This window comes from Klebsiella sp. ZJOU C1, from assembly GCF_035620215.1.
In the GTDB taxonomy this organism is placed as follows: Bacteria; Pseudomonadota; Gammaproteobacteria; order Enterobacterales; family Enterobacteriaceae; genus Klebsiella; species Klebsiella variicola.
On sequence record NZ_CP141644.1, the window covers coordinates 2,579,654 to 2,599,349 of the forward strand.

Sequence of the window (19,696 nt, forward strand, 5' to 3'; positions counted from 1 at the left end):
TACTTTTTAAGGGATTATGCGCACTATTTTACGCGTTTTTTGCGGTTCCGCCCATACCCGGCCCGCAGGCCGGGTGGCTGACGGTTAGCCCTGACGGTGAACGCTGAGTCCGGCAAAGCTCTGGCTCACCGGCATCATCTCCAGGGTATTGATGTTGACGTGCTTCGGCAGGGTGGCCACCCACCAGACCGCCTCGGTCACATCTTCCGGCGTCAGGGCTTCGGTGTTCTCATAAGTTTTCCCGGCCTTGGCGTCATCACCTTTAAAGCGGACGTTGGAGAACTCGGTGCCTCCCACCAAACCCGGCTCGATGTCGGTGACGCGCACCGCGGTGCCATGCAGGTCGGTGCGTAGATTCAGACTGAACTGACGGACGAAGGCTTTGGTCGCCCCATAGACGTTGCCCCCGGCATAAGGCCAGCTGCCTGCCGTGGAGCCGATGTTAATGATATGCCCGCGATTGCGCTCCACCATACCCGGCAGAACCGCGCGGGTCATGTACACCAGCCCTTTATTATTGGTGTCGATCATATCTTCCCAGTCTTCCACGCTGGCGCGGTGCGCCGGCTCCAGACCCAGCGCCAGACCGGCGTTATTCACCAGGACGTCAATCGCCTGCCACTCGGCGGGCAGATCGGCAATCAGCGTCTCAATGGCGGCGCGGTTACGGACGTCAAGCTGGGCGATATAAAGGTTGTCACCGAGGTCGTCTTTCAGCGTCTTCAGGCGCTCTTCACGACGTCCGGTGGCAATCACTTTATGGCCGTTAGCGACGAAACGGCGAGTAATACTTTCACCAAAACCGGCGGTGGCACCGGTAACCATGATAATCATCTTACTGTTCCTCAACGCTTTTTGTGTTTTCATACCATAGCACGCACAGACGGCGACCGGTAACGGAAATCATTGCGACCCCTTAAGGAGAAGCCTAATCTTACAGGATTAGCCTGTGCAGGAGAGAAAGATGTCTGAACAAAATCCCTTTTTTAGCGTCAGTTTGCTGCCTTACCAGGCACCCCCGTTTGATCTCATCCAGGACTACCACTATCGCCCGGCGTTTGATGAGGGTGTCCGGCAGCAGCGCGCGGAGATCCGCGCGATAATCGACAACCCGGAGCCGGCGAATTTTGCCAACACTCTTGAGGCCCTTGAACAGAGCGGACAGCTGCTGGCGCGAGTGACGCGGGTCTTTTTCGCCATGGCTGGCGCCCACACCAACCCGTTCATTCAGTCTCTGGATGAAGAATTTTCCGCTGAGCTCGCCGAGCTGGGGAATGACATCTGGCTTAACGAGGCCTTATTTCAGCGAGTGAACAGCGTCTATGAGCAGCGTGACGCGCTGGCGTTAGACAGCGAATCTCATCGTCTCCTGACCCTCACCTGGCAACGTTTTGTCCATGCTGGGGCGACGCTGGCGCCAGCGCGGAAGGCGGTGCTACGCACGCTGAACACCGAAGCGGCGACCCTGCAAAGTCAGTTCCAGCAGCGGTTGCTGGGGGCGGCCAAAAACGGTGGACTGGTGGTTGATTACCGACATCAACTGGATGGCCTGGCGGATGAGGAGATAGCGGCGGCCGCCGACGCGGCGCGGGAAAAAGGGCTCAGTGACCGCTGGCTGCTGACGCTGACCAATACCACCCAGCAGCCGCCGCTGCTCTCTTTGCGCGACCGACAGACGCGGGAGAATCTCTTTGCCGCCGGCTGGACGCGCAATCAGCAGGGTGATGAGCATGATACACGTCGCCTGGTGCTGCGACTGGCGGCGATCCGCGCGCAGCAGGCGGAACTGCTGGGCGCGGCCGATTACGCCAGCTGGGCGCTGACCGATCAAATGGCCGCCTCTCCGGCGGAGGCATTAACTTTTATGCGCCGGATCGCGCCGGCTGCGCGGGCGCGGGCTGAACGAGAGCTGGCTGACATCCAGCAGGTGATTGATAACGAGGGCGGGGCGTTTCGCGCCGCAGCATGGGACTGGCTCTATTACAGCGAACAGGTGCGGCGAGCTGCCTTTGCCATTGATGATGCGCAGCTTAAACCCTATTTTGCTCTCGAGCGCGTGCTGCAGGATGGCGTCTTCTGGACGGCCACGCAGCTCTTTGGCCTCCGCTTTGTCGAGCGCTTCGATATCCCCGTCTATCACCCGGATGTTCGGGTCTGGGAGATCTTCTATCACAACGGAGAAGGGATGGCGCTGTTTTACGGTGACTACTACGCACGCGACTCAAAAAGCGGCGGCGCCTGGATGGATGTGTTTGTCGAACAGTCTACCCTGCGGGAGCAGCGACCGGTTATCTACAATGTCTGCAACTACGCCCGGCCGCAGGCAGGGCAGAGCGCGCTGTTGTCGTGGGATGAGGTGATCACTCTGTTCCATGAGTTTGGCCATACCCTGCATGGGCTGTTCGCCAGCCAGCGTTACGCCAGTCTCTCCGGAACCAATACCCCGCGCGATTTTGTCGAATTTCCTTCGCAGATTTTCGAACACTGGGCCAGCCAGCCGCAGGTGTTTGCCCACTACGCGAAGCACTACCAGTCCGGGGAGCCGATGCCGGAGGCGCTACGCGACAATATGTTGCGTGCGGCAACCTTCAATAAAGGGTACGACATGAGCGAGCTGTTGGCTGCTGCGTTGCTCGATATGCGCTGGCATAGCCTGTCGACCTCGGCAATACCGGAGGACGTGGATGGGTTTGAGCAGAAGATATTGCAGGAAGAACACCTGGATCTGGCGGCCGTTCCGCCGCGCTATCGCAGCAGCTATTTCTCCCATATTTTCGGCGGCGGCTATGCGGCAGGCTATTATGCCTATCTGTGGACCCAGATGCTGGCCGACGACGGCTATCAGTGGTTTGTGGAGCAGGGCGGTTTGACCCGTGAGAACGGTCAGCGTTTTCGGGAAGCGATTCTGTCGCGCGGCAATAGCACTGATTTAGCTGAACTTTATCGCCAGTGGCGCGGGCACGATCCACAGATTGAGCCGATGCTGGAAAACCGTGGGCTGAGTGCGTAGGGTCATTTCGGGCTGACACGATAACCGGGCGCGATGCCCGGTTTTTTTACGATTTTTTCGGCAAAACCGCTGCAAAATCTTTCTAAAAATGAATCCTTAAACCAGGGAAAATTTGCAGGAAGATAGAGTCCCATTTTTTCACGTAGCTCAAATTTATAGTGTGATGGACACCCTGTCGGCACTGGGAAGCAGCAGTTCGGTCAAATCGCTGGCCACCTCCATGGCTATAGGCGGGGCGCTGGCCGGATTCGATGAGGTGATGAACGTCAGTGTGTCGCCGGACAAGGCGCGTCTGCCGGCTCTGACAAAGGATTAGGGGTGGAGTAAGGTTGTCCAGCGTGTGGCCGGGCAGTCGGTTATCAGCTCCAGCCTGAACACCGGCATCAATGGCGGCAGCTTTAAGGACAATCTGGTCAATGCGCTGTTATCAAATATTGGTAATCAGGTTCAGGCCGAAGGCGCAGGGCTGATTGGGGACAACGGTGAAGTGTTAGGCGTGGCCGGAAAATCGGTCAGCCATGCGGTCCTTGCTGGCATCAGCGCGGAAATCGGACGAGGTGATGGTAAAGGCGCGGCCGCCGGCGCACTGGCAGCGGAACTGGCCGGGGTCATCATGCAAAGCTCGTTGTTCGAACCCGCAAATCTAAATGAACAAGAGCGCCAGTTGCGGCGTCTGCAGGAAGCGCTAAACGGTAATGAGGCAAAAGAGCAGACGGCCCGTGTTATTGGCGCGCTGACCGGGGCGCTGACCACACATACTCCCGAAAGTGCGTATAGCGGAGCAGACAGCGCGCAAAATGTTTACCGTTACAATATGACGGAGCATATGCTACAACAATATGCTCTGGATAATCAGCGGGATATTCTTGCGGCAGATAAAGGGGACAAGGAAGCAGCCAAACGCGTTCAGGCCCGGCGGGAAGCGGCGATTATCGTGGCTGCTGCCAGCGGTGGAGGTATGGCGCTGACCGCAGGTGGCATGACTCTGGTTGGTGCGGCACCCGAGCTGGTTCTGGCAGCAAGACTGGTTATCGCCGGTTGTAAAACAAATCCTGCGCTCTGCCTGAATCAGGCGGGTATTTATGCGGCAGATATTGTGGCACCAGAGGCCATCATTGGTACAGGCGCTGTAACGACCGGCAGCACATTGATTCTGGGTAAAACCGAAGACAACTTGAAGAAGCTTTCACAGCAGTTGGTGAAGGCCTACGATGAACTGAATATAACAAAAACACTAAATATTCAGCCTGTTGCTGGTTTTATTAAAGGCGAAACAGCAGCCGGAGCTAATCTGTCGACGAAAACGGCAGATTATGTCCGCGATATTCAGAAAACCAATACTGACCAGTTAGTTAAAGTGTTTGATCCAAAACAGAGTAGCGATAAGCTCAATGTGTTCGGGAAGGAGTTTGCGCAGGTGTTGGGTGACGGGGGAGGTAATAAGTACGGAACGACCAAGGTCTTTGCGACAGAGAAACTCTCCGACCGAGATATCATTGATTATGCGCAATCTTTGACGGGGGGAGAGCCATTTAAAGAAGTCACGACTCCTTTAGGTACAGTTTATTTTTCAAAAAAAGATGGTGTAACAATAAGCTTGCGTGACTATTCCGCCAGCGAAGAAAAAACGAATGCTCGCTGGACAATAGAAATTTTAGGTAATAAAGACTTACAAGCCTTACAGGGCAAGGTTAAGAAAAAAGTTGAGATCAAGTTTCGGTGAGGTGTTTATATGTTATATAGCGATGATGAATATAAGATGTTTGCTGAGGAACTGGAAGGATCATCCATAGGTACCGTATGGTCTGCCATGAGGGCGGATAATTTTGGGAAAGAAGAGTTATCATATAAAGAAAAATGTGACTATTTTTTTGAACTTATGGAACGCCTTCTTCGGGAAGGAAAAATAAAATTAGCAAGTCGAGGAAAATATCTGGAAGGAAGTATCGACGAACAAATTTCTTTGTATCGTGAAAACTTTCCCCTAAACCAGGAGGAAATGGAAGAGGATGCTTTTGATAGTTTCTGGTTTCTGACGGAAAAATGCCCTGGCGGCATTGTCTGGATCCATGACAATGGCTATGAAGACTGGACTTGATGCACCGCTAGTCATAACGGCTCTTCGGAGCCGTTATCCTTGATGGTTAGGAATTTGGAAAAACGTTGTAAAAACTCACTGACCATGAACACAGGATCCCGAAACGCAGTGATGGTAAGGTATCGGGGAGTTATGGCGATAAGATACTGTTTTTGCTGTATTTTTAACCAGAGGCTCATTTTTCGGCCGCACTTATCCTGCAGCCTGTGTCAGAAGCCATCGTTGTCTGGCGATCCCGTGGGGCCTTTCCGCCACTAATTCCGTGGCATGCCTGCCGGCCTTTGCGCTGACAAAGCGCAGCCGGTTGCCACATAGGATAACCTCACTAACGCCCTGCTAGCAAATATCGGCAATCAGATAAACGCCGAGGGTGCAGGTCTGATTGGCGACAACGGTGAGATTCTGGGACTGCCTGGCAAACCGCTGAGCCATGCAGTGGTCTCGGGTATCAGTGCAGAAATTAGTCGAGGGGATGGAAAAGAGGCTGCTGCCGGAGCTCTGGCGGCGGAGTTGGCAGCGATCACTCTCGGAGAAATATTCGTTGAACCAGCTACGCGGGATCATCAGATCCAGTCTGCAGGGAGGATTATTGGAGCGATCTCTGGGGCTGCAGTAACAAACTCATCCGATGGTGCAAATAGTGGCGCTAATGCTGCAGAAAACGTGCTTCGATATAATTTTCTGATGCATGATGAGCCCGCCAGGATGGCGAAAAAATTAGCTGACTGTAAAGGAAACGGCGGTTGTGAAGCTGACGTACGCAAGGAAATAACATTATTGTCAGCCAAAAATGAGAAACAGTTTGAAAGCTGCAGGATTACCGGTAATGATGACTGTATTAATGAAATGCTGGCTGGAATATCTGGTGCAAGTGGTTATAGAGAGCTAGGAATTCAGATTGGATTTGACATCGCCGGACAGTATCAACAAATGGGGGAAAATGCCTTTGACAGATTTGATACCTGTGGATGGGCAGCTGGTACGGGGTGCGGATTAAAGTTATGGGGTAAGGAGGCGCTGACTGATGCTGCAATGTGGGTCGCAGGTTGGGGCGCTGGTAAAGTTGTTGCCCCTGCTATCGGGAAATATCTTACTGAAATAGGTATTCTTTCACAAAAAGGTGTTCCATCGTATATAAGAAGTGCGCAGGTTGGTTTAGGTAAACCGGGGGAAGTCGATGTTTATAAGAACCAGATGCGAAACAACACATTTCCGCTTGAACCAAAAAATGGGATTATTGCGGGTTATACTGATAAGAAAGGGGTATACTATGTATCTGATGGAAATCATCACATGGTTGCAGCAGTTGAATACTATAATGAAACGGGTGACCCTAAGTTTATAAATTTATTGATTAAAAATGGGTCGTGGACATATGATGCGAATTACATGGATACTTCTAAACCACTCCCAATAAGAAAATAAAAAATCCCCCTTGAGGCATTCCTCAAGGGGGATTGCAAAAGGATTATTTTATGAAAAAGAAAGATATATACTTAGACATCCTGCAGGGGAGTTTATTACAAATAAGAAGTGTATCAACTCATGGTGCTTTCTTTAAAGCAAGAGATAGGTCTGTATATTATGAGTCTCAGCTTATACATCAGTTTTATTTACTATTGAAGTATGACGACTTTAATGATGCGGACATTCGTTTTTTAAATACACATGCTCGTTGGTACTATGAGGACTGTAGTAAAAAGAAAAGCTTCTTATACGAACATCAACTAAAGAGAATTTCAATGTTATTCTCTTTGGTTCCTGAAAGTATGAGGGGGAAGCTTGAATGGCTCGGGCCTATGATAATTTAAAATAAATTCCTCGCTGCTGTTTAATAGGGGAGGGGGTATACATATGTTTTGGTAACAACCTCTCCCCAAGCGACCGACAAAAAATTGACCACGCGGGAAATAAAATATTCCATGCTAATTCTTTTTATGTAAACTAGCGGTGCTATTTCGCTAACCGTAAATTCTTTTATTAGGTAAGTGTTTTCATTTCATGCGGTTATCAATAATGCGATTGAGGTATTAACTAACCGTGCACAGGTTATTATACCGGAGTAATAATCATCTCGGAATGACTAAGTGTAAATTCATTTCTGACATTATAAACTCGGAATTCATCAACATCACGGACATGATGATAGTTTCTTATTATTCGCAGTAATTTAAATTCTGAGTGCTGTGAAATATTTCTATCAAACTGCTCATGGAATCTGTCCTGTAATGAATGTAAATTATTTAGGAAACTGAATAATGTATTAATATCACTCTCCGGTTTTCCAGAATCTGTTAGTTCCAGACTGCTGTGGCAAAACCGATAAATAAAAAGGTGTGCTCTATCATCGTATACCCTAGTTGAGTTCTGTGATCCATTTTAAAGCATTACTAAAAAGTGTTCTTTCTAAGAAGCAATCCAATACTATCAGTGTACGCCCTGCGATTCGATCCTGCCACCCAAAAATGAAAGCGAGCATATCAGTCTGTTCTCAGTTATTAATAGTGAGAACAGACTGCTAAGGCCGGACCTTCAAACTGATTCTAATTCGGGCTGGAAGGCGAGTTGTGCCTGAGTGATGAATAAAGCTATGTTTGTAATGTCAACTTTAGGCACAGGAAAACACTCATCGTGAACGATGTAACATATTTGTTTAGGTGAGGTTTTGTATCAATTCCGGCCCCTGATTCTTAACATTGCTCACCGCGCGGGAAACCGGGTGCCATTTGAAATGGTCTGCTGGAACCGTACCATCTGCAATTAACTCCTCTGCCTCTTTCCCTCCGATATCCTGCCTCATCCATTCACGAGCTGCTTCCGGCGTCAGAACCAGCGGCCGGCGGTCGTGAATATCGACCAGCCCCTGATCGGCCGCAGCGGTCACAATCAAAAATCCCTCTACATCATCCCCACGCTCGAAAGGAACGCTGCCGATCGCAGCCATGAATATTGGTTGGCCTTCAGCACGATGAATGAAATAGGGCTGCTTCTTGTCGCCCTCACGCTTCCATTCAAACCACCCATCTGAAAAGCAGATCGCCCGGCCATGTTGCCAGAGAGGTTTGAACATTCTGCTGGAGGCCGCCGTTTCGACGCGTGCGTTAATCAGAGGCGGTTTATCCCACCACCCGGGTGCGTAACCCCAGTGAACCGGATCGAGGTGCAGCTGTTCGTCTCGTTCGCTCAGAAGCAAAACTTTAGTCCCTGGCGCCACGTTGTAACGCCCAATCGGCTCAGGGTCGTATGCAATGTCGCGCTCGGCTTCATCCGCCAAGTATGCCAGGTATTCTTCACGGGTTTGGGCTTGTGCAAAACGTCCACACATAGAAACCTCCAGTCAGTAAGACTAAAAGTATAGACGTCGCGTGTGAGTGCTCAATGAATGGGTGATCTTAGTGAATGCCGTTATCATGAAAGTTAGCGGACCACCAGTACCGATCATTCGGCGTGGCGGACCACCGCGGCGACGTTGGAGCCCAGCGGATCGGTGGTAATATCCCGCTTAGTGGTTTGATTATCGAGGTTTTGGAACAAGCTGTAGCACGCCTAGTGCACTTGCCCCAGGGAATGGTACACGAGCTGGTCATTGATGTCAGAGGGCAGCTCTTAACTGATGAAATTCGACGAAAAATCCTTAAAGACATCAGCAGTAAAGCAAATGGAATAATTAAAGCTTCGAATATAAGGTTTATCGAAAAATGAATAAAATTGGTCTCTTAGGTGCTTCAACTATATATGAACTCGGGTCCCCTGATGATGTTGAACTGTTTTTTAACACAGTGTCTGAAACTCTCGAACAGGGGAGTTGGGGTGCAAACTATCCTGTGGTAATGTTAAAACTATATAAAAAAGCTTTGAGTTTTGATGAGATAAAAACAGCAAAGCTAGAAATGGACGAGATACAAGCGCGCCTTGCAAGGCTTCCCCTGCATAACGAGTTCTATTCAATGTTCGGAGTCGATAAGAATAAAACGTCATGGGACACGCAGGCTGCTGATTTGGGATCGTTTTTCAGTACAATTTTCAAAGCATTTAATATCGCCTATGATATGACTCTTTTCCTTCATGATGACTTTGGCGAATTTGTTCCCATGCTACTTGGGAGAACTGAGATACCCTATGCAATAGAAGACAGTAAAAGACCCGTTGAGGAGTTTGAGCGTCTGGCTGACGATGACCTTCCTTTCTGGAAGAGATGATTGATTAGTGTAACCTTTTCCCGCAGTTCGTTGCGGGGAAAGGTTATTTTGTATCATCCTAAAGAATATTTTGATTCTGCTCATGTATGAAATTACGCGAAGACTTCACGCCGGGGGAAACTCCGAAATACATCGTTAACCGAAGTGTCGGCGTTCGAGTGCTAGTTCAGTAATACGTACAGAACACAGCGCGTATGTAACCTGTCGCACTGTACACCACTGTCTCAGCTTCAGACGCGAGTGGAAGCTTCATTGTCAGAGCATTCCTTCAATATCCAGCCTCATCCATATGCTCCGCTTCTTCTGCAAGATAAGCCAGGTACTCTTCACGGGTTTGTGATTGAGCAAAGCGTCCGCACATGGTTACCTCCAGTCAGATGCCAGACTTAAAATTATAGGTCAGAAGAATAGAGTCGTTACCTCATCCTTACAGGACACTATTTGATAGTTATCAGTATGAAAAATGAACTGATAAAGGTGCTGATTAGGCATTATTGAGAGAATGTCTTCCCCAAAACGATCTGTATCTGACTGAATTGTATGAGATTGTATTTATGCTTAAATCAACGGGATTTTCATAATAAAAGGAAGTTAACTTTATGATTTTTATTGGTAAATGCACCCATTGAAAAGGATGCTTCTCCCATATTTTCGGCGGCGGCTATGCGGCAGGCTATTACGCCTATCTGTGGACCCAGATGCTGGCCGACGATGGCTATCAGTGGTTCGTGGAGCAGGGCGGTTTGACCCGTGAGAACGGTCAGCGCTTCCGGGAAGCGATTCTGTCGCGCGGCAATAGCACTGATTTAGCTGAACTTTATCGCCAGTGGCGCGGGCACGATCCACAGATTGAGCCGATGCTGAAAAATCGTGGGTTGAATGCGTAGGGCAATTTCGGGCTGACACGATAACCGGGCGCGATGCCCGGTTATTTCGATTTTTTCTTTCCCAAAACCGCAGCAAAATTCCTCGCCAACATGAATCCTTCAATGCTGAAAAATTGCAGGGTGATAGAGCTCCATTTCTCACGTCACGACATCTTCCACGTTCATCGAGTCAAACCGCGATCGTTGTGATATTGCGCTGTCATCTTATCTGATGCCCGTCAGAAGGGGGGCCAGCACCAGGCGAGGCAGAGTAGATGGCTAAAGAAAACCCCACATCATGCTCGCACTGCGGCGGCGAGATTCAGCGAATAGCAGACATCAGAGAGGGTTTCGATAATGTGGCTGGCTTTTATTGAGTGTCAGTGTCTCAGTCCGTTATAGCTTTCCATTTGCTAACGGACAGCGCATGACTTCCCATACCTAAAAGGGTATGGCTGGGCATCAATATAGTATTGGAAAGGGTGTTATGCCTGTTATTAAGATTGAATCACCCGCCAGACAGGGCGAAGGAATACGCAGACAGAGGTGATCAGTCTATGAGTAATGCAATAACTAAAGTCCAGAATGCCAATGCACGCCGCGGCGGTGATGTATTGTTAGAAGTTCTGGAAAGTGAAGGGGTGGAATATGTGTTTGGTAATCCAGGTACCACCGAACTGCCGTTTATGGATGCGCTGTTAAGAAAACCGTCAATTCAGTACGTGTTAGCTCTGCAGGAAGCGAGTGCAGTCGCCATGGCGGACGGTTATGCGCAGGCAGCAAAAAAACCAGGCTTTCTGAATCTGCATACCGCCGGTGGTTTAGGCCACGGCATGGGAAACCTGTTGAATGCAAAATGCTCACAGACACCACTGGTGGTGACGGCGGGGCAGCAGGATTCACGCCACACGACAACCGACCCATTATTGTTGGGTGATCTGGTCGGTATGGGTAAAACGTTCGCGAAATGGTCACAGGAGGTTACCCACGTTGACCAGCTACCGGTATTAGTTCGTCGGGCCTTCCACGATTCTGACGCTGCACCGAAAGGCTCCGTTTTCCTGTCGCTTCCGATGGATGTGATGGAGGCGATGAGTGCTATCGGCATTGGCGCGCCTTCTACTATCGACCGCAATGCAGTCGCGGGTTCGTTACCTTTGCTGGCGAGTAAGCTGGCGGCATTTACTCCGGGTAAAGTCGCACTGATTGCCGGCGACGAAATCTATCAAAGTGAAGCGGCCAATGAGGTTGTTGCTCTTGCTGAGATGCTTGCCGCTGACGTGTACGGTTCAACATGGCCGAACCGGATCCCCTACCCAACAGCACACCCTCTCTGGCGGGGCAATCTGTCCACGAAAGCGACGGAAATTAACCGAGCATTAAGCCAGTACAATGCTATTTTTGCCCTTGGCGGTAAGTCGCTTATCACTATTCTTTATACCGAAGGTCAGGCAGTGCCGGAGCAGTGCAAAGTGTTCCAGTTATCAGCCGATGCGGGCGACCTGGGACGCACCTACAGTAGTGAACTCTCAGTGGTTGGCGATATTAAATCATCGTTAAAGGTGCTACTTCCTGAACTGGAGAAAGCCACGGCAAACCATCGCCGTGATTATCAACGCCGTTTTGAAAAGGCGATTAATGAGTTTAAATTGAGCAAAGAAAGTCTGCTCGGGCAGGTTCAGGAACAACAATCTGCTACGGTAATTACGCCGCTGGTGGCGGCGTTTGAGGCAGCAAGGGCGATCGGACCAGATGTGGCCATTGTTGACGAGGCGATTGCCACCAGCGGCTCGCTTCGCAAGTCTCTCAACAGTCACCGCGCGGATCAATATGCCTTTTTACGCGGCGGTGGCCTGGGATGGGGGATGCCCGCGGCGGTGGGCTATTCACTCGGTTTGGGAAAAGCGCCTGTGGTGTGTTTTGTGGGAGACGGCGCGGCGATGTACTCCCCTCAGGCTCTCTGGACGGCCGCACACGAAAAACTGCCAGTCACCTTTATTGTCATGAATAACACGGAATATAACGTATTGAAAAACTTCATGCGTTCACAGGCGGATTATACGTCGGCCCAAACAGATCGCTTCATCGCAATGGATTTGGTTAATCCGGCAGTGGATTATCAGGCACTGGGTGCATCGATGGGGCTGGAGACCCGAAAAGTTATCCGTGCCGGCGATATCGGCCCGGCCGTTGAGGCCGCACTGGCGAGTGGCAAGCCTAACGTGATCGAAATCATCATCAGTAAAAGTTAATCGTTAATCCGTCCGGACTGTGCCGCATCCAGTTTATCCCTGATACTGCGGCACAGGTTCACAAAACCCGGTAAAGCCGGATTAGTGTTCTTTGCCGACCACATCAGCATATTCTCCACCATATTCGGATTTTCCAGCTTCCGGTAAACCACACCGCGTAATTGAGCATTCTCCATACTGGCGGGAATAAGCGCGACACCAACACCATGGGCCACAAAATTCATCACAGTCTGCTGCACGGAGGCTTCCAGACCTATTTGCGGACTAAATCCAGCTTTGAGGCACTGATGAAGGATGGAATCATAGAGCATCGGCGCGCTCTCGCGCGGAACCGTGATGAACGGGTCATCACAGAGTGATTCAAGCCTGAAATGCTCGTGTTGAACCTGGGGGTGGTTGGCAGGAAGGGCGGCAATGAGCGGCTCACGCAAGAGCACCAGTGAATGAATCCCCGGCGTGGCCGTCTCGGAGAAGCTGATTGCCGCGTCCAATCTGCCATCCTGTAATGCGGCGTGTAAATCAGAGGGGACCCTCTCCTGAAAATGCAATTCCACGTCGGAACAGGTATTCCTGTGCTGCATCGCAACATGCGGCACAACGCTATAGCTGGCATACATTGTTGCGCCTAATTTCAGAACCCCTTTCTGCCCTGATTCTATTGCCCGTACGTTATTACAGGCCTGCTCCAGCATTGCCAGCATCGCGCGACAGTCCAGCAGAAATTGCTCCCCGGCAAGGGTTAAACTGACCCCTTTTGCGGCCCGGTTAAATAGCTTTGCACCGAGGATAGTTTCCAGCTGGGCTATTTGCCGGCTTAAGGGAGGCTGCGAAATATTAAGTTGACTGGCGGCTTTGCCAATGTTTCCGGTTTCAGCAACAGTGCAAAAGTTAATCAACTGGTTAAGGGTTGGTTTCATAAGCATTCCTGAAGCGGGTTCATACCTTCCAGGGTATCACTTGTTTGCCGCAGAGATGCATATGAAATTAAGCGTTCTGGCGTTCGAGTTGAAGCAGGTGTGTGGCAATTCCCCATCTGATTGCCAGGCATTTCCCATCCCGGAAATCGAACACCGAGTAACTTGCATTAGGGTGAGCGTACCGCGAAAAATTATCAATAGTCCCTTCTTTAAGCACCGCCAGCACGCCCTGGCTGACTTGCCCGTGCGTGACAATACAGATGCGCTGATGTTCTGTGGTTTCTTGTAGGTTGTGTATGAAACCTGTTACTCGTCGGGTTGCTTGTGCTAATGACTCTCCTTGTGGTGGGCAATACTCGGCATCATGTGTGAATAACGCATTCGCATCGTGGGGACGTTGTTGCATGAGTTGTGACGTTAACATACCTTCGAACTGGCCAAAGGCCTGTTCTTTGAGGGTCGGCTCAGCTATCAATGGGCAACGAAAATGGTCAGCCAGGCGCTGTCCCATTTGCCAGGCACGACCAAGCGGAGACGTGTAAACGCAGTCTACCCGGTAATCACTCGCTGCAAACGCGGCAAGTAAAGCTGATGTTTGGCGCTCCCCGCGGGGGGTTAACGCACTGTCACTCTGTCCCTGAATTATTCCTTTTATATTCCACTCTGTTTCCGCGTGTCGAACAAGTATCACTTGCATCATTAAATGGCCATGTATGTTGTTGATTTAAATTCTACCGTTTAGACAAATCCCTTTAATAGCGTGGGATTTTTAGCACTGGACGAAGACAGGTTCTGCCTCCCCGCTTTCCTTGTATCTGACAGCATGTAGTGATGAGATACCGTCTCTGAAATCGAGTTAGCCATCCCATTCCCTTAATCAGTGACGCCTGGTTAGGAATGTGATGCAGACAATCCAAAAAACGCGCCAGGCAATGACCCGAGCCAGCACGCTTGTCAAATGGGATGGCTAGAATGGCAAACAGCGATTGTCTTCAGGACATTTTCGCTTCGACGTTTAACTCAGCATTTATAATATCGCGTATATTGACGAGTGCATTGCGCACCGCGGCGCCTCCTGCATAAAACAGTAATTGCAGGACAACCTCGATGATTTCTTCTCTGGTTGCCCCTGCATTTAGCGCTGCCTGAGCGTGTGCCCTCAATTGTGGAACCGTATGACCCAGAGTGACGCAGGAAGCAATGACAACCATCTCCCGCGTTTTAGCATCCAGCCCCGGGCGTGCAAGGATGCCTCCCATAGCCCATTCGATCGAGATATCAGTAAAATCAGGGCACAAATCGGCCATGTCCTTTCGTAGTTCTTCTCCTGCGCCATTTCCATACAGCTCATTAAACAATCTCATTCCTCGCTCACGGAGCTCTGTATTGGTCATCATTTTTAACCCTCCTGCACTAAGTGAAAACAGATTAAAACCCGCTGGTGAAATTTGATAAACAGCGTTATGTTTTTATCTTTAACAAGCCAGGCTTGATAATAGTGAATAAACTGGAAAGTATGGCGGTGTTTGTCCGCGTCGTGGACAGGGGCAGCTTTAGCGCTGTTGCTGAAGAGATGCGAATCAGCGGAACCATGGTTGGGCTGCATATCAAAGCGTTAGAGGAACATCTCGGCGTTCGCTTACTTAATCGCACAACGCGTCGGCAAAGTCTGACCGATTTTGGTCAGGGTTATTATCAGAGTTGCCGCCGGATATTAGCTGATATTGAAGATAGCGAGTCACAGGCATTTGCTCTTCACCAGAAGCCACGTGGAAAACTGAGAGTAGGTTGCCCAGTCTCCTTTGGTGTCCATGCGCTTTCGCCTGTTACTGCTCAGTTTCTTATTGAATGGACTGATATGGCAGTAGACCTGGTGCTGAGCGATAAATCGATGGATATGGCAGATGAAGGTTTAGATGTCATGATTAAGATTGGTGAGCTCCTGCATGTTAATACACTTGTTGCCCGTCCGATAGCGCCATATCGCTCAGTCATGTGTGCATCTCCGGCCTATATAAAACGGGCAGGGGAACCCATAACACCTGAAGAGTTATGCCATCATCGATGTCTTGGGTTTGCCCATCCCATTGCAGCGAATGAATGGACACTTCAGAGGGAAGGCAAACCTGTCAGAGCTCCGGTAAACATCACGATGACCTGTAACAATGGGGAAGCATTGCGAAGGGCAGCATTGAATGGATTGGGAATTATTATGCAACCCGAGATCCTGTTGGCTGAAGATTTGCAACATGGCCGACTGCTGCCTCTGATGTCTGAATTTCAACCATTAGCTAAGCCAGTGCATATATTGACCTTTGCAAACCGTCAACAGTTACCAAAAATCCGTTTATACGTTGATTTTTTATTGAAAAATTTCAGTGCATCACTCTACGCATTGAACCTTGAATAAATAATGAATTGTACGCGGCTACGGTTGACCGAATGCCGCGTCGGTGGCAGAGAGGCACCATCTGACGTTGATAATACGTAATAATTCGCCTTTGTTCCTGAACACTCCCGAACGTGCGTCCCTTTTTAATCTTGACTTTGCATAAGATTGCTCGGTATGTTTCTCATCGTAGTGTATTATGCCAGATGAAATAAAGCCGTCTATAGCGTGGGTTATATCGTTAAAATGATATATTCGCGCTAATGATTTTTATCCAGGGAAGCAATGAATAAGGAAGTGCGCGAGTGTCTGATTGGAATATTATTGTGCTGTCTCTATTTTCAGCGACGTACCTGCCTTTGTTCTGGTTCGTAGGCATGCGGATAGCCTCTGAGGACATTCTCAGAAAGAGTAAATTTTACGAAGCGGATCCAAATGTTTTAGTCCCTGGATGGGCGAAGACATGCACGACAGTATTCTGTGTTTTGCACTACTGCCTGTTCATCATTCCGCTGACTATGATTGACTGGTTACATGGCTTGGCTGCATTTGGCGCAGGAATTCTGTTGCTTGTGTTTCTCCCTTTATTCAGGAAAAGCTATATGCCTGTTTTTAAAGCACACGCTGTGCGCGTTCACAGGAGAGACCCTTCAACAGGTCGATTATTAATTCGTGTGTTGAAGGCTTAGACTTTTGGTTGAAGATGCTCTGTTTAGCCTTTATTCATATTACGTAAGTCTTCAAGCAAACCAGGTCCGTCCGGTAACCAACCCAGATGAGTCTGGGTAGCTTTGCCTGAAGCACCAAGATCAACATGAGCCAGTGCCGCTATCCAGCTAAAATAGGCTTCAACTTCCTCAGTGCTGATTGAGCGTACAGGTAAACTCAGACTTTCAGCAAGCTGTGCTGCGATGGCATGCATAGGGACGCCTTCTTCCGCCACTGCATGGTAATGTGCACCGGTTTCACCCTTTTCCAGCGCCAGTCGGTAGAGTCTTGCCGCATCCGTGACATGAACAGCGGAAAGCCGATTTTCTCCTTGTCCTACATAAGCCACAAAGCCTTTTTCCCGGGCAATACGAATATGTTCTGCCAGCCGGCCCTGGTGCTCAGTATCATGCACTTGAGACAAACGAACCACGATAATGTTTACCCCTTTGGCCAGCATTGAGTCAGCGGCTTCTTCTGTCGCTGCACGAGGAAATAAGGCGGAGGAGACAGGTTTATCAGTTTCACGAGCAAGTCCATGGATTCTGCTACGGTCTACAAGACCTGTTCCGGAAGAGACCACCAGTGGCCGCTGGCTTCCGGCCAGCGCCTCACCCAATGTTTCGATAACCCTGCGATCAATTTCACTGTTCTCTTTAAGTTTTGAAAAATCATGATTGAAAGCGGTGTGGATAACCCCATCGACGGAGTTCGTGGCATCGCGCAGGCTTTTCAGGTCAGTTAACTCGCCAAATATTGCTGTGGCTCCGGCCGCCTCTAACGTCTTCGCCCCTTTACCAGTGCGTGTCAGGCCGATGACCTCGTGTCCATTGCGCAGAAGTTCTGGTAGAAGATAAGAACCAATGAAGCCTGTCGCGCCGGTTAAAAGTATCTTCATAATTACATTCCTCATCGCCCAATGAGATGATGGTCCTGGACTCTGGATGCGAAAAAATTTTCCAACGGGTCCGAAGGGTGTCTATCGCGCATATAAGTATAGCGTGCAAACGGAATGAGGTTCCGTTTTAATTTGAGAGCCCATTTTTCTATTGGCTAAGAGATGAAGGGTGAAAAAAGTGATTTCTGACGATGGCGGAAAAAGAGGTGCCCGGGCGGATGCCAGACGTAATCATGAGCAGTTGCTGAAAACAGCATCCACTCTGTTCAGAGAAAAGGGCGTCATGGTTCCGATGAAGGATATTGCCAGAGAGGCAGGGATTGGGGTGGGGACGCTGTACCGCCACTTTCCTCATCGTGCTGACCTTATTGCGGCAGTATTTCGCAACGAAGTGGATGAATGTGCGATGGCGGCAGAACGTCTGTGTCAGGAATTTTCTTCCTGCGAAGCACTGGAGCGGTGGATCGCGCTTTATGTCCAGCTCATCGTTACCAAACGAGGTCTTGCCAGCGTACTCCATTCTGGTGAATCGGCTTATGCCGATCTCCCCGCGTATTTTGAAACCCGCCTCGTTTCGTCGCTGGAGAAATTACTACCGCATGTGACAGGGAATATCCGCGATAACACGCTGGCGACTGATACCCTGAGAGGGATAGCCCTGTTATGTGCACCTGCCGCGAAGGGAGATTTATTGCAGACTCAAAGACTGGTTAAGCTGTTTCTCAAAGGTATCCGCGCTGGCGATGATATCCATGGTGATTAGCTGCTGAGATAGCCGGTATGGTTTGCCTTTTATTCATACATCATTCAGTGCACTTCAACATCAAGGCGTTAAGGTTGCGTTAACAAACAGACGCAATACTGATGTGGCCGATTCCCTCATAAAATGGCCAAATAATGAACGAACAACTTCGCAATGCGCTTCCGCATAAAGACACCCCTTTTTTCCGCATGCTGCATATTATTGTCGCCACCCTGATTCTGCTGCAGATCATTAGCTCTAATCTCACCGAAAGTGAGGCGCTTCGCGACGTAACTCTGACCGGAGTCGTGACATGGTTCCATGTTATCTCTGGATTCGCGCTGATGGTTCTTGGTGTAGTGATGCTGGTATGGATGCTTAAACAACGTGGGTTTCGTTACTATTTTGCCTGGTCGTCCCTTGATTTTCGCGGTGTAGTTGAAGACATTAAAATGCTAATGACATTTCGTCTTCCTGAAGCACATGCCGGTGGCATAGCGGCGATGATCCAGGGGCTTGGCGTACTTGCTTTGTTGGCGGTCGCACTCTGTGGAGGGCTCTGGTTTGTACTGGACACCGCGCCAGGGACGTCAACGGCGCTGGCAGAAGCGGTCCTGCATTTGCATAAATTTCTGACGGTGTTCATTGAAACCTATTTCTGGGCACATGGTGCGATGGGATTGCTGCATATCTTCCTCACCTTTCGCAGTCAAAAGAAACATCCCGTTGTTGGATAAGGTTCTGGTCTCTCGCTAATCCCGATGAGGGTGCGTATTAAAAGGAAAAAGGCATGCATCTTGAACGACACAGCATTGAAAGCGTCGGTTGGTTAAGGGCGGCGGTCCTGGGAGCGAATGACGGGATTGTCTCAACCGCCAGCCTGGTGCTCGGCGTGGCGTCTGCAAATACCAGCCCTTCGGGCGTGTTGCTGGCCGGTGTCGCCGGGCTGGTTGCGGGAGCCATGTCGATGGCAACAGGGGAATATGTTTCGGTATCATCCCAGGCGGATACGGAAACCGCCGCGCTTGCCGAGGAAAAAAGTGAGCTGGACGCAGATTATCAGGGAGAGGTTCGGGAGCTGACGTCTCTTTATATCCAACGCGGAGTGGAGCCTGCGCTTGCCCGCCAGGTTGCAGAACAGCTCATGGCCAAAGACGCCCTGGAGGCTCATGCCCGCGAAGAGTTGGGATTAACGGATACTCATTCTGCGCGACCTTTGCAGGCGGCCATTTTTTCGGCCGTGAGTTTTTCAGCCGGGGCGGGGTTACCCTTGATCGTTGCAGTGCTATCGCCAGCAAAACTGACTGTTATCGCGATTTTCCTATCCACTCTCTGTTCACTGGCTGCTCTTGGCTATTTCTCTTCCGTGGTGAGTAACGCACCGCCTGTCAGAGCTATCAGCAGAATTACGTTCTGGAGCACGCTGGCCATGCTTTTTTCGATGGGGATTGGGCGCATAGCCGGGCAGGTACTGCTGTAAAATTGCTAAATTATCAAACACACCTTTAGAGAATGAGCTATTTAATCTAACGTCCATATCGGGGTAGTCTTTAAATATAGCGAAATAACTTGTTATATAAATCTCGCTACAACGATATCTTTCATTGGCAACGTGGA

At 49.8% G+C, this 19,696-nt stretch carries 17 protein-coding genes and 2 pseudogenes; 13 read left to right on the top strand and 6 right to left on the bottom strand.

Annotated elements, in window-relative coordinates:
• Nucleotides 1-84 precede the first annotated feature (84 nt).
• Nucleotides 85-834, bottom strand: a complete 750-nt coding sequence (gene ydfG, locus SPE70_RS12250; protein ID WP_008805005.1) for a bifunctional NADP-dependent 3-hydroxy acid dehydrogenase/3-hydroxypropionate dehydrogenase YdfG — start codon at nt 832-834, stop codon at nt 85-87.
• A gap of 130 nt (nt 835-964) precedes the next feature.
• Between ydfG and dcp the strand changes: the two genes are divergently transcribed.
• The 5 genes and pseudogenes from dcp (at nt 965) to SPE70_RS12275 (ending at nt 6,919) form a co-directional block, all read left to right on the top strand.
• Nucleotides 965-3,010 carry a peptidyl-dipeptidase Dcp gene (dcp, locus tag SPE70_RS12255; protein ID WP_136047361.1) on the top strand — a complete coding sequence of 682 codons (2,046 nt, stop codon included), beginning with the start codon at nt 965-967 and terminating at the stop codon, nt 3,008-3,010.
• Between the two features lie 169 nt (nt 3,011-3,179).
• Nucleotides 3,180-4,733 (top strand): annotated as a pseudogene (locus SPE70_RS12260) (DUF637 domain-containing protein); the annotation flags it as partial.
• Nucleotides 4,734-4,742: 9 nt separating this feature from the next.
• A complete protein-coding gene (locus tag SPE70_RS12265; RefSeq protein WP_022065614.1) occupies nt 4,743-5,108 on the top strand; it encodes a DUF596 domain-containing protein in 366 nt (121 codons plus the stop codon).
• Nucleotides 5,109-5,465: 357 nt separating this feature from the next.
• On the top strand, nt 5,466-6,533 hold the full coding sequence (locus SPE70_RS12270) for a DUF637 domain-containing protein (protein WP_420715782.1): 1,068 nt from the start codon (nt 5,466-5,468) through the stop codon (nt 6,531-6,533).
• A 50-nt stretch (nt 6,534-6,583) separates the two neighbouring features.
• On the top strand, nt 6,584-6,919 hold the full coding sequence (locus tag SPE70_RS12275; RefSeq protein ID WP_038422717.1) for a hypothetical protein: 336 nt from the start codon (nt 6,584-6,586) through the stop codon (nt 6,917-6,919).
• Nucleotides 6,920-7,761: 842 nt separating this feature from the next.
• Here SPE70_RS12275 and SPE70_RS12280 read toward each other — a convergent pair.
• Nucleotides 7,762-8,433 (bottom strand): SOS response-associated peptidase, encoded by a 672-nt coding sequence (locus SPE70_RS12280; RefSeq protein ID WP_022065611.1) that lies wholly within the window; start codon nt 8,431-8,433, stop codon nt 7,762-7,764.
• 373 nt (nt 8,434-8,806) lie between these two features.
• Here SPE70_RS12280 and SPE70_RS12285 point away from each other — a divergent pair, with 373 nt between their 5' ends.
• The 3 genes and pseudogenes from SPE70_RS12285 (at nt 8,807) to SPE70_RS12295 (ending at nt 12,425) form a co-directional block, all read left to right on the top strand.
• Complete coding sequence (locus SPE70_RS12285; protein WP_022065610.1) at nt 8,807-9,307, top strand: Imm70 family immunity protein; 501 nt, start codon at nt 8,807-8,809, stop codon at nt 9,305-9,307.
• Nucleotides 9,308-9,945: 638 nt separating this feature from the next.
• Nucleotides 9,946-10,194, top strand: a pseudogene (locus SPE70_RS12290) (M3 family metallopeptidase); the annotation flags it as partial.
• A 536-nt stretch (nt 10,195-10,730) separates the two neighbouring features.
• Nucleotides 10,731-12,425, top strand: a complete 1,695-nt coding sequence (locus tag SPE70_RS12295; protein ID WP_064170071.1) for a thiamine pyrophosphate-binding protein — start codon at nt 10,731-10,733, stop codon at nt 12,423-12,425.
• On the opposite strand, the gene SPE70_RS12300 is transcribed toward SPE70_RS12295, so the two are convergent.
• The 3 genes from SPE70_RS12300 to SPE70_RS12310 form a co-directional block, all read right to left on the bottom strand.
• Nucleotides 12,422-13,342 carry a LysR family transcriptional regulator gene (locus SPE70_RS12300; RefSeq protein ID WP_016160973.1) on the bottom strand — a complete coding sequence of 307 codons (921 nt, stop codon included), beginning with the start codon at nt 13,340-13,342 and terminating at the stop codon, nt 12,422-12,424. The genes SPE70_RS12295 and SPE70_RS12300 overlap by 4 nt on opposite strands.
• A gap of 67 nt (nt 13,343-13,409) precedes the next feature.
• The gene (locus SPE70_RS12305; protein WP_324726659.1) at nt 13,410-14,042 is read right to left on the bottom strand and encodes a histidine phosphatase family protein; all 633 of its coding nucleotides are present in this window, start codon (nt 14,040-14,042) and stop codon (nt 13,410-13,412) included.
• 292 nt (nt 14,043-14,334) lie between these two features.
• A complete protein-coding gene (locus SPE70_RS12310) occupies nt 14,335-14,739 on the bottom strand; it encodes a carboxymuconolactone decarboxylase family protein (protein ID WP_064170209.1) in 405 nt (134 codons plus the stop codon).
• Between the two features lie 101 nt (nt 14,740-14,840).
• On the opposite strand from SPE70_RS12310, the gene SPE70_RS12315 reads away from it, so the two are divergent.
• Together SPE70_RS12315 and SPE70_RS12320 are read left to right on the top strand one after the other, a co-directional pair.
• Entirely contained in the window at nt 14,841-15,752 is a 912-nt protein-coding gene (locus SPE70_RS12315; protein WP_016160975.1) for a LysR family transcriptional regulator, read from the top strand.
• Between the two features lie 284 nt (nt 15,753-16,036).
• Nucleotides 16,037-16,420, top strand: a complete 384-nt coding sequence (locus SPE70_RS12320) for a hypothetical protein (RefSeq protein ID WP_041165364.1) — start codon at nt 16,037-16,039, stop codon at nt 16,418-16,420.
• A gap of 23 nt (nt 16,421-16,443) precedes the next feature.
• Here SPE70_RS12320 and SPE70_RS12325 read toward each other — a convergent pair whose 3' ends face one another.
• Entirely contained in the window at nt 16,444-17,337 is an 894-nt protein-coding gene (locus SPE70_RS12325) for an SDR family oxidoreductase (protein ID WP_048293462.1), read from the bottom strand.
• Nucleotides 17,338-17,506: 169 nt separating this feature from the next.
• On the opposite strand from SPE70_RS12325, the gene SPE70_RS12330 reads away from it, so the two are divergent.
• The 3 genes from SPE70_RS12330 (at nt 17,507) to SPE70_RS12340 (ending at nt 19,559) form a co-directional block, all read left to right on the top strand.
• Nucleotides 17,507-18,100 carry a TetR/AcrR family transcriptional regulator gene (locus SPE70_RS12330; RefSeq protein WP_032754335.1) on the top strand — a complete coding sequence of 198 codons (594 nt, stop codon included), beginning with the start codon at nt 17,507-17,509 and terminating at the stop codon, nt 18,098-18,100.
• A gap of 134 nt (nt 18,101-18,234) precedes the next feature.
• Entirely contained in the window at nt 18,235-18,816 is a 582-nt protein-coding gene (locus SPE70_RS12335) for a cytochrome b/b6 domain-containing protein (protein ID WP_008804998.1), read from the top strand.
• Nucleotides 18,817-18,869: 53 nt separating this feature from the next.
• Nucleotides 18,870-19,559, top strand: a complete 690-nt coding sequence (locus SPE70_RS12340) for a VIT1/CCC1 transporter family protein (protein ID WP_012541806.1) — start codon at nt 18,870-18,872, stop codon at nt 19,557-19,559.
• The last annotated feature ends 137 nt before the right edge of the window (nt 19,560-19,696 follow it).

Bases quoted from the DNA above. Each gene is read 5' to 3' on its own strand.
- ydfG (WP_008805005.1), bottom strand. From the start codon at position 834: ATGATTATCATGGTTACCGGTGCCACCGCCGGTTTTGGTGAAAGTATT.
- dcp (WP_136047361.1), top strand. From the start codon at position 965: ATGTCTGAACAAAATCCCTTTTTTAGCGTCAGTTTGCTGCCTTACCAG.
- SPE70_RS12265 (WP_022065614.1), top strand. From the start codon at position 4,743: ATGTTATATAGCGATGATGAATATAAGATGTTTGCTGAGGAACTGGAA.
- SPE70_RS12275 (WP_038422717.1), top strand. From the start codon at position 6,584: ATGAAAAAGAAAGATATATACTTAGACATCCTGCAGGGGAGTTTATTA.
- SPE70_RS12280 (WP_022065611.1), bottom strand. From the start codon at position 8,433: ATGTGTGGACGTTTTGCACAAGCCCAAACCCGTGAAGAATACCTGGCA.
- SPE70_RS12285 (WP_022065610.1), top strand. From the start codon at position 8,807: ATGAATAAAATTGGTCTCTTAGGTGCTTCAACTATATATGAACTCGGG.
- SPE70_RS12295 (WP_064170071.1), top strand. From the start codon at position 10,731: ATGAGTAATGCAATAACTAAAGTCCAGAATGCCAATGCACGCCGCGGC.
- SPE70_RS12300 (WP_016160973.1), bottom strand. From the start codon at position 13,342: ATGAAACCAACCCTTAACCAGTTGATTAACTTTTGCACTGTTGCTGAA.
- SPE70_RS12305 (WP_324726659.1), bottom strand. From the start codon at position 14,042: ATGATGCAAGTGATACTTGTTCGACACGCGGAAACAGAGTGGAATATA.
- SPE70_RS12310 (WP_064170209.1), bottom strand. From the start codon at position 14,739: ATGATGACCAATACAGAGCTCCGTGAGCGAGGAATGAGATTGTTTAAT.
- SPE70_RS12325 (WP_048293462.1), bottom strand. From the start codon at position 17,337: ATGAAGATACTTTTAACCGGCGCGACAGGCTTCATTGGTTCTTATCTT.
- SPE70_RS12335 (WP_008804998.1), top strand. From the start codon at position 18,235: ATGAACGAACAACTTCGCAATGCGCTTCCGCATAAAGACACCCCTTTT.
- SPE70_RS12340 (WP_012541806.1), top strand. From the start codon at position 18,870: ATGCATCTTGAACGACACAGCATTGAAAGCGTCGGTTGGTTAAGGGCG.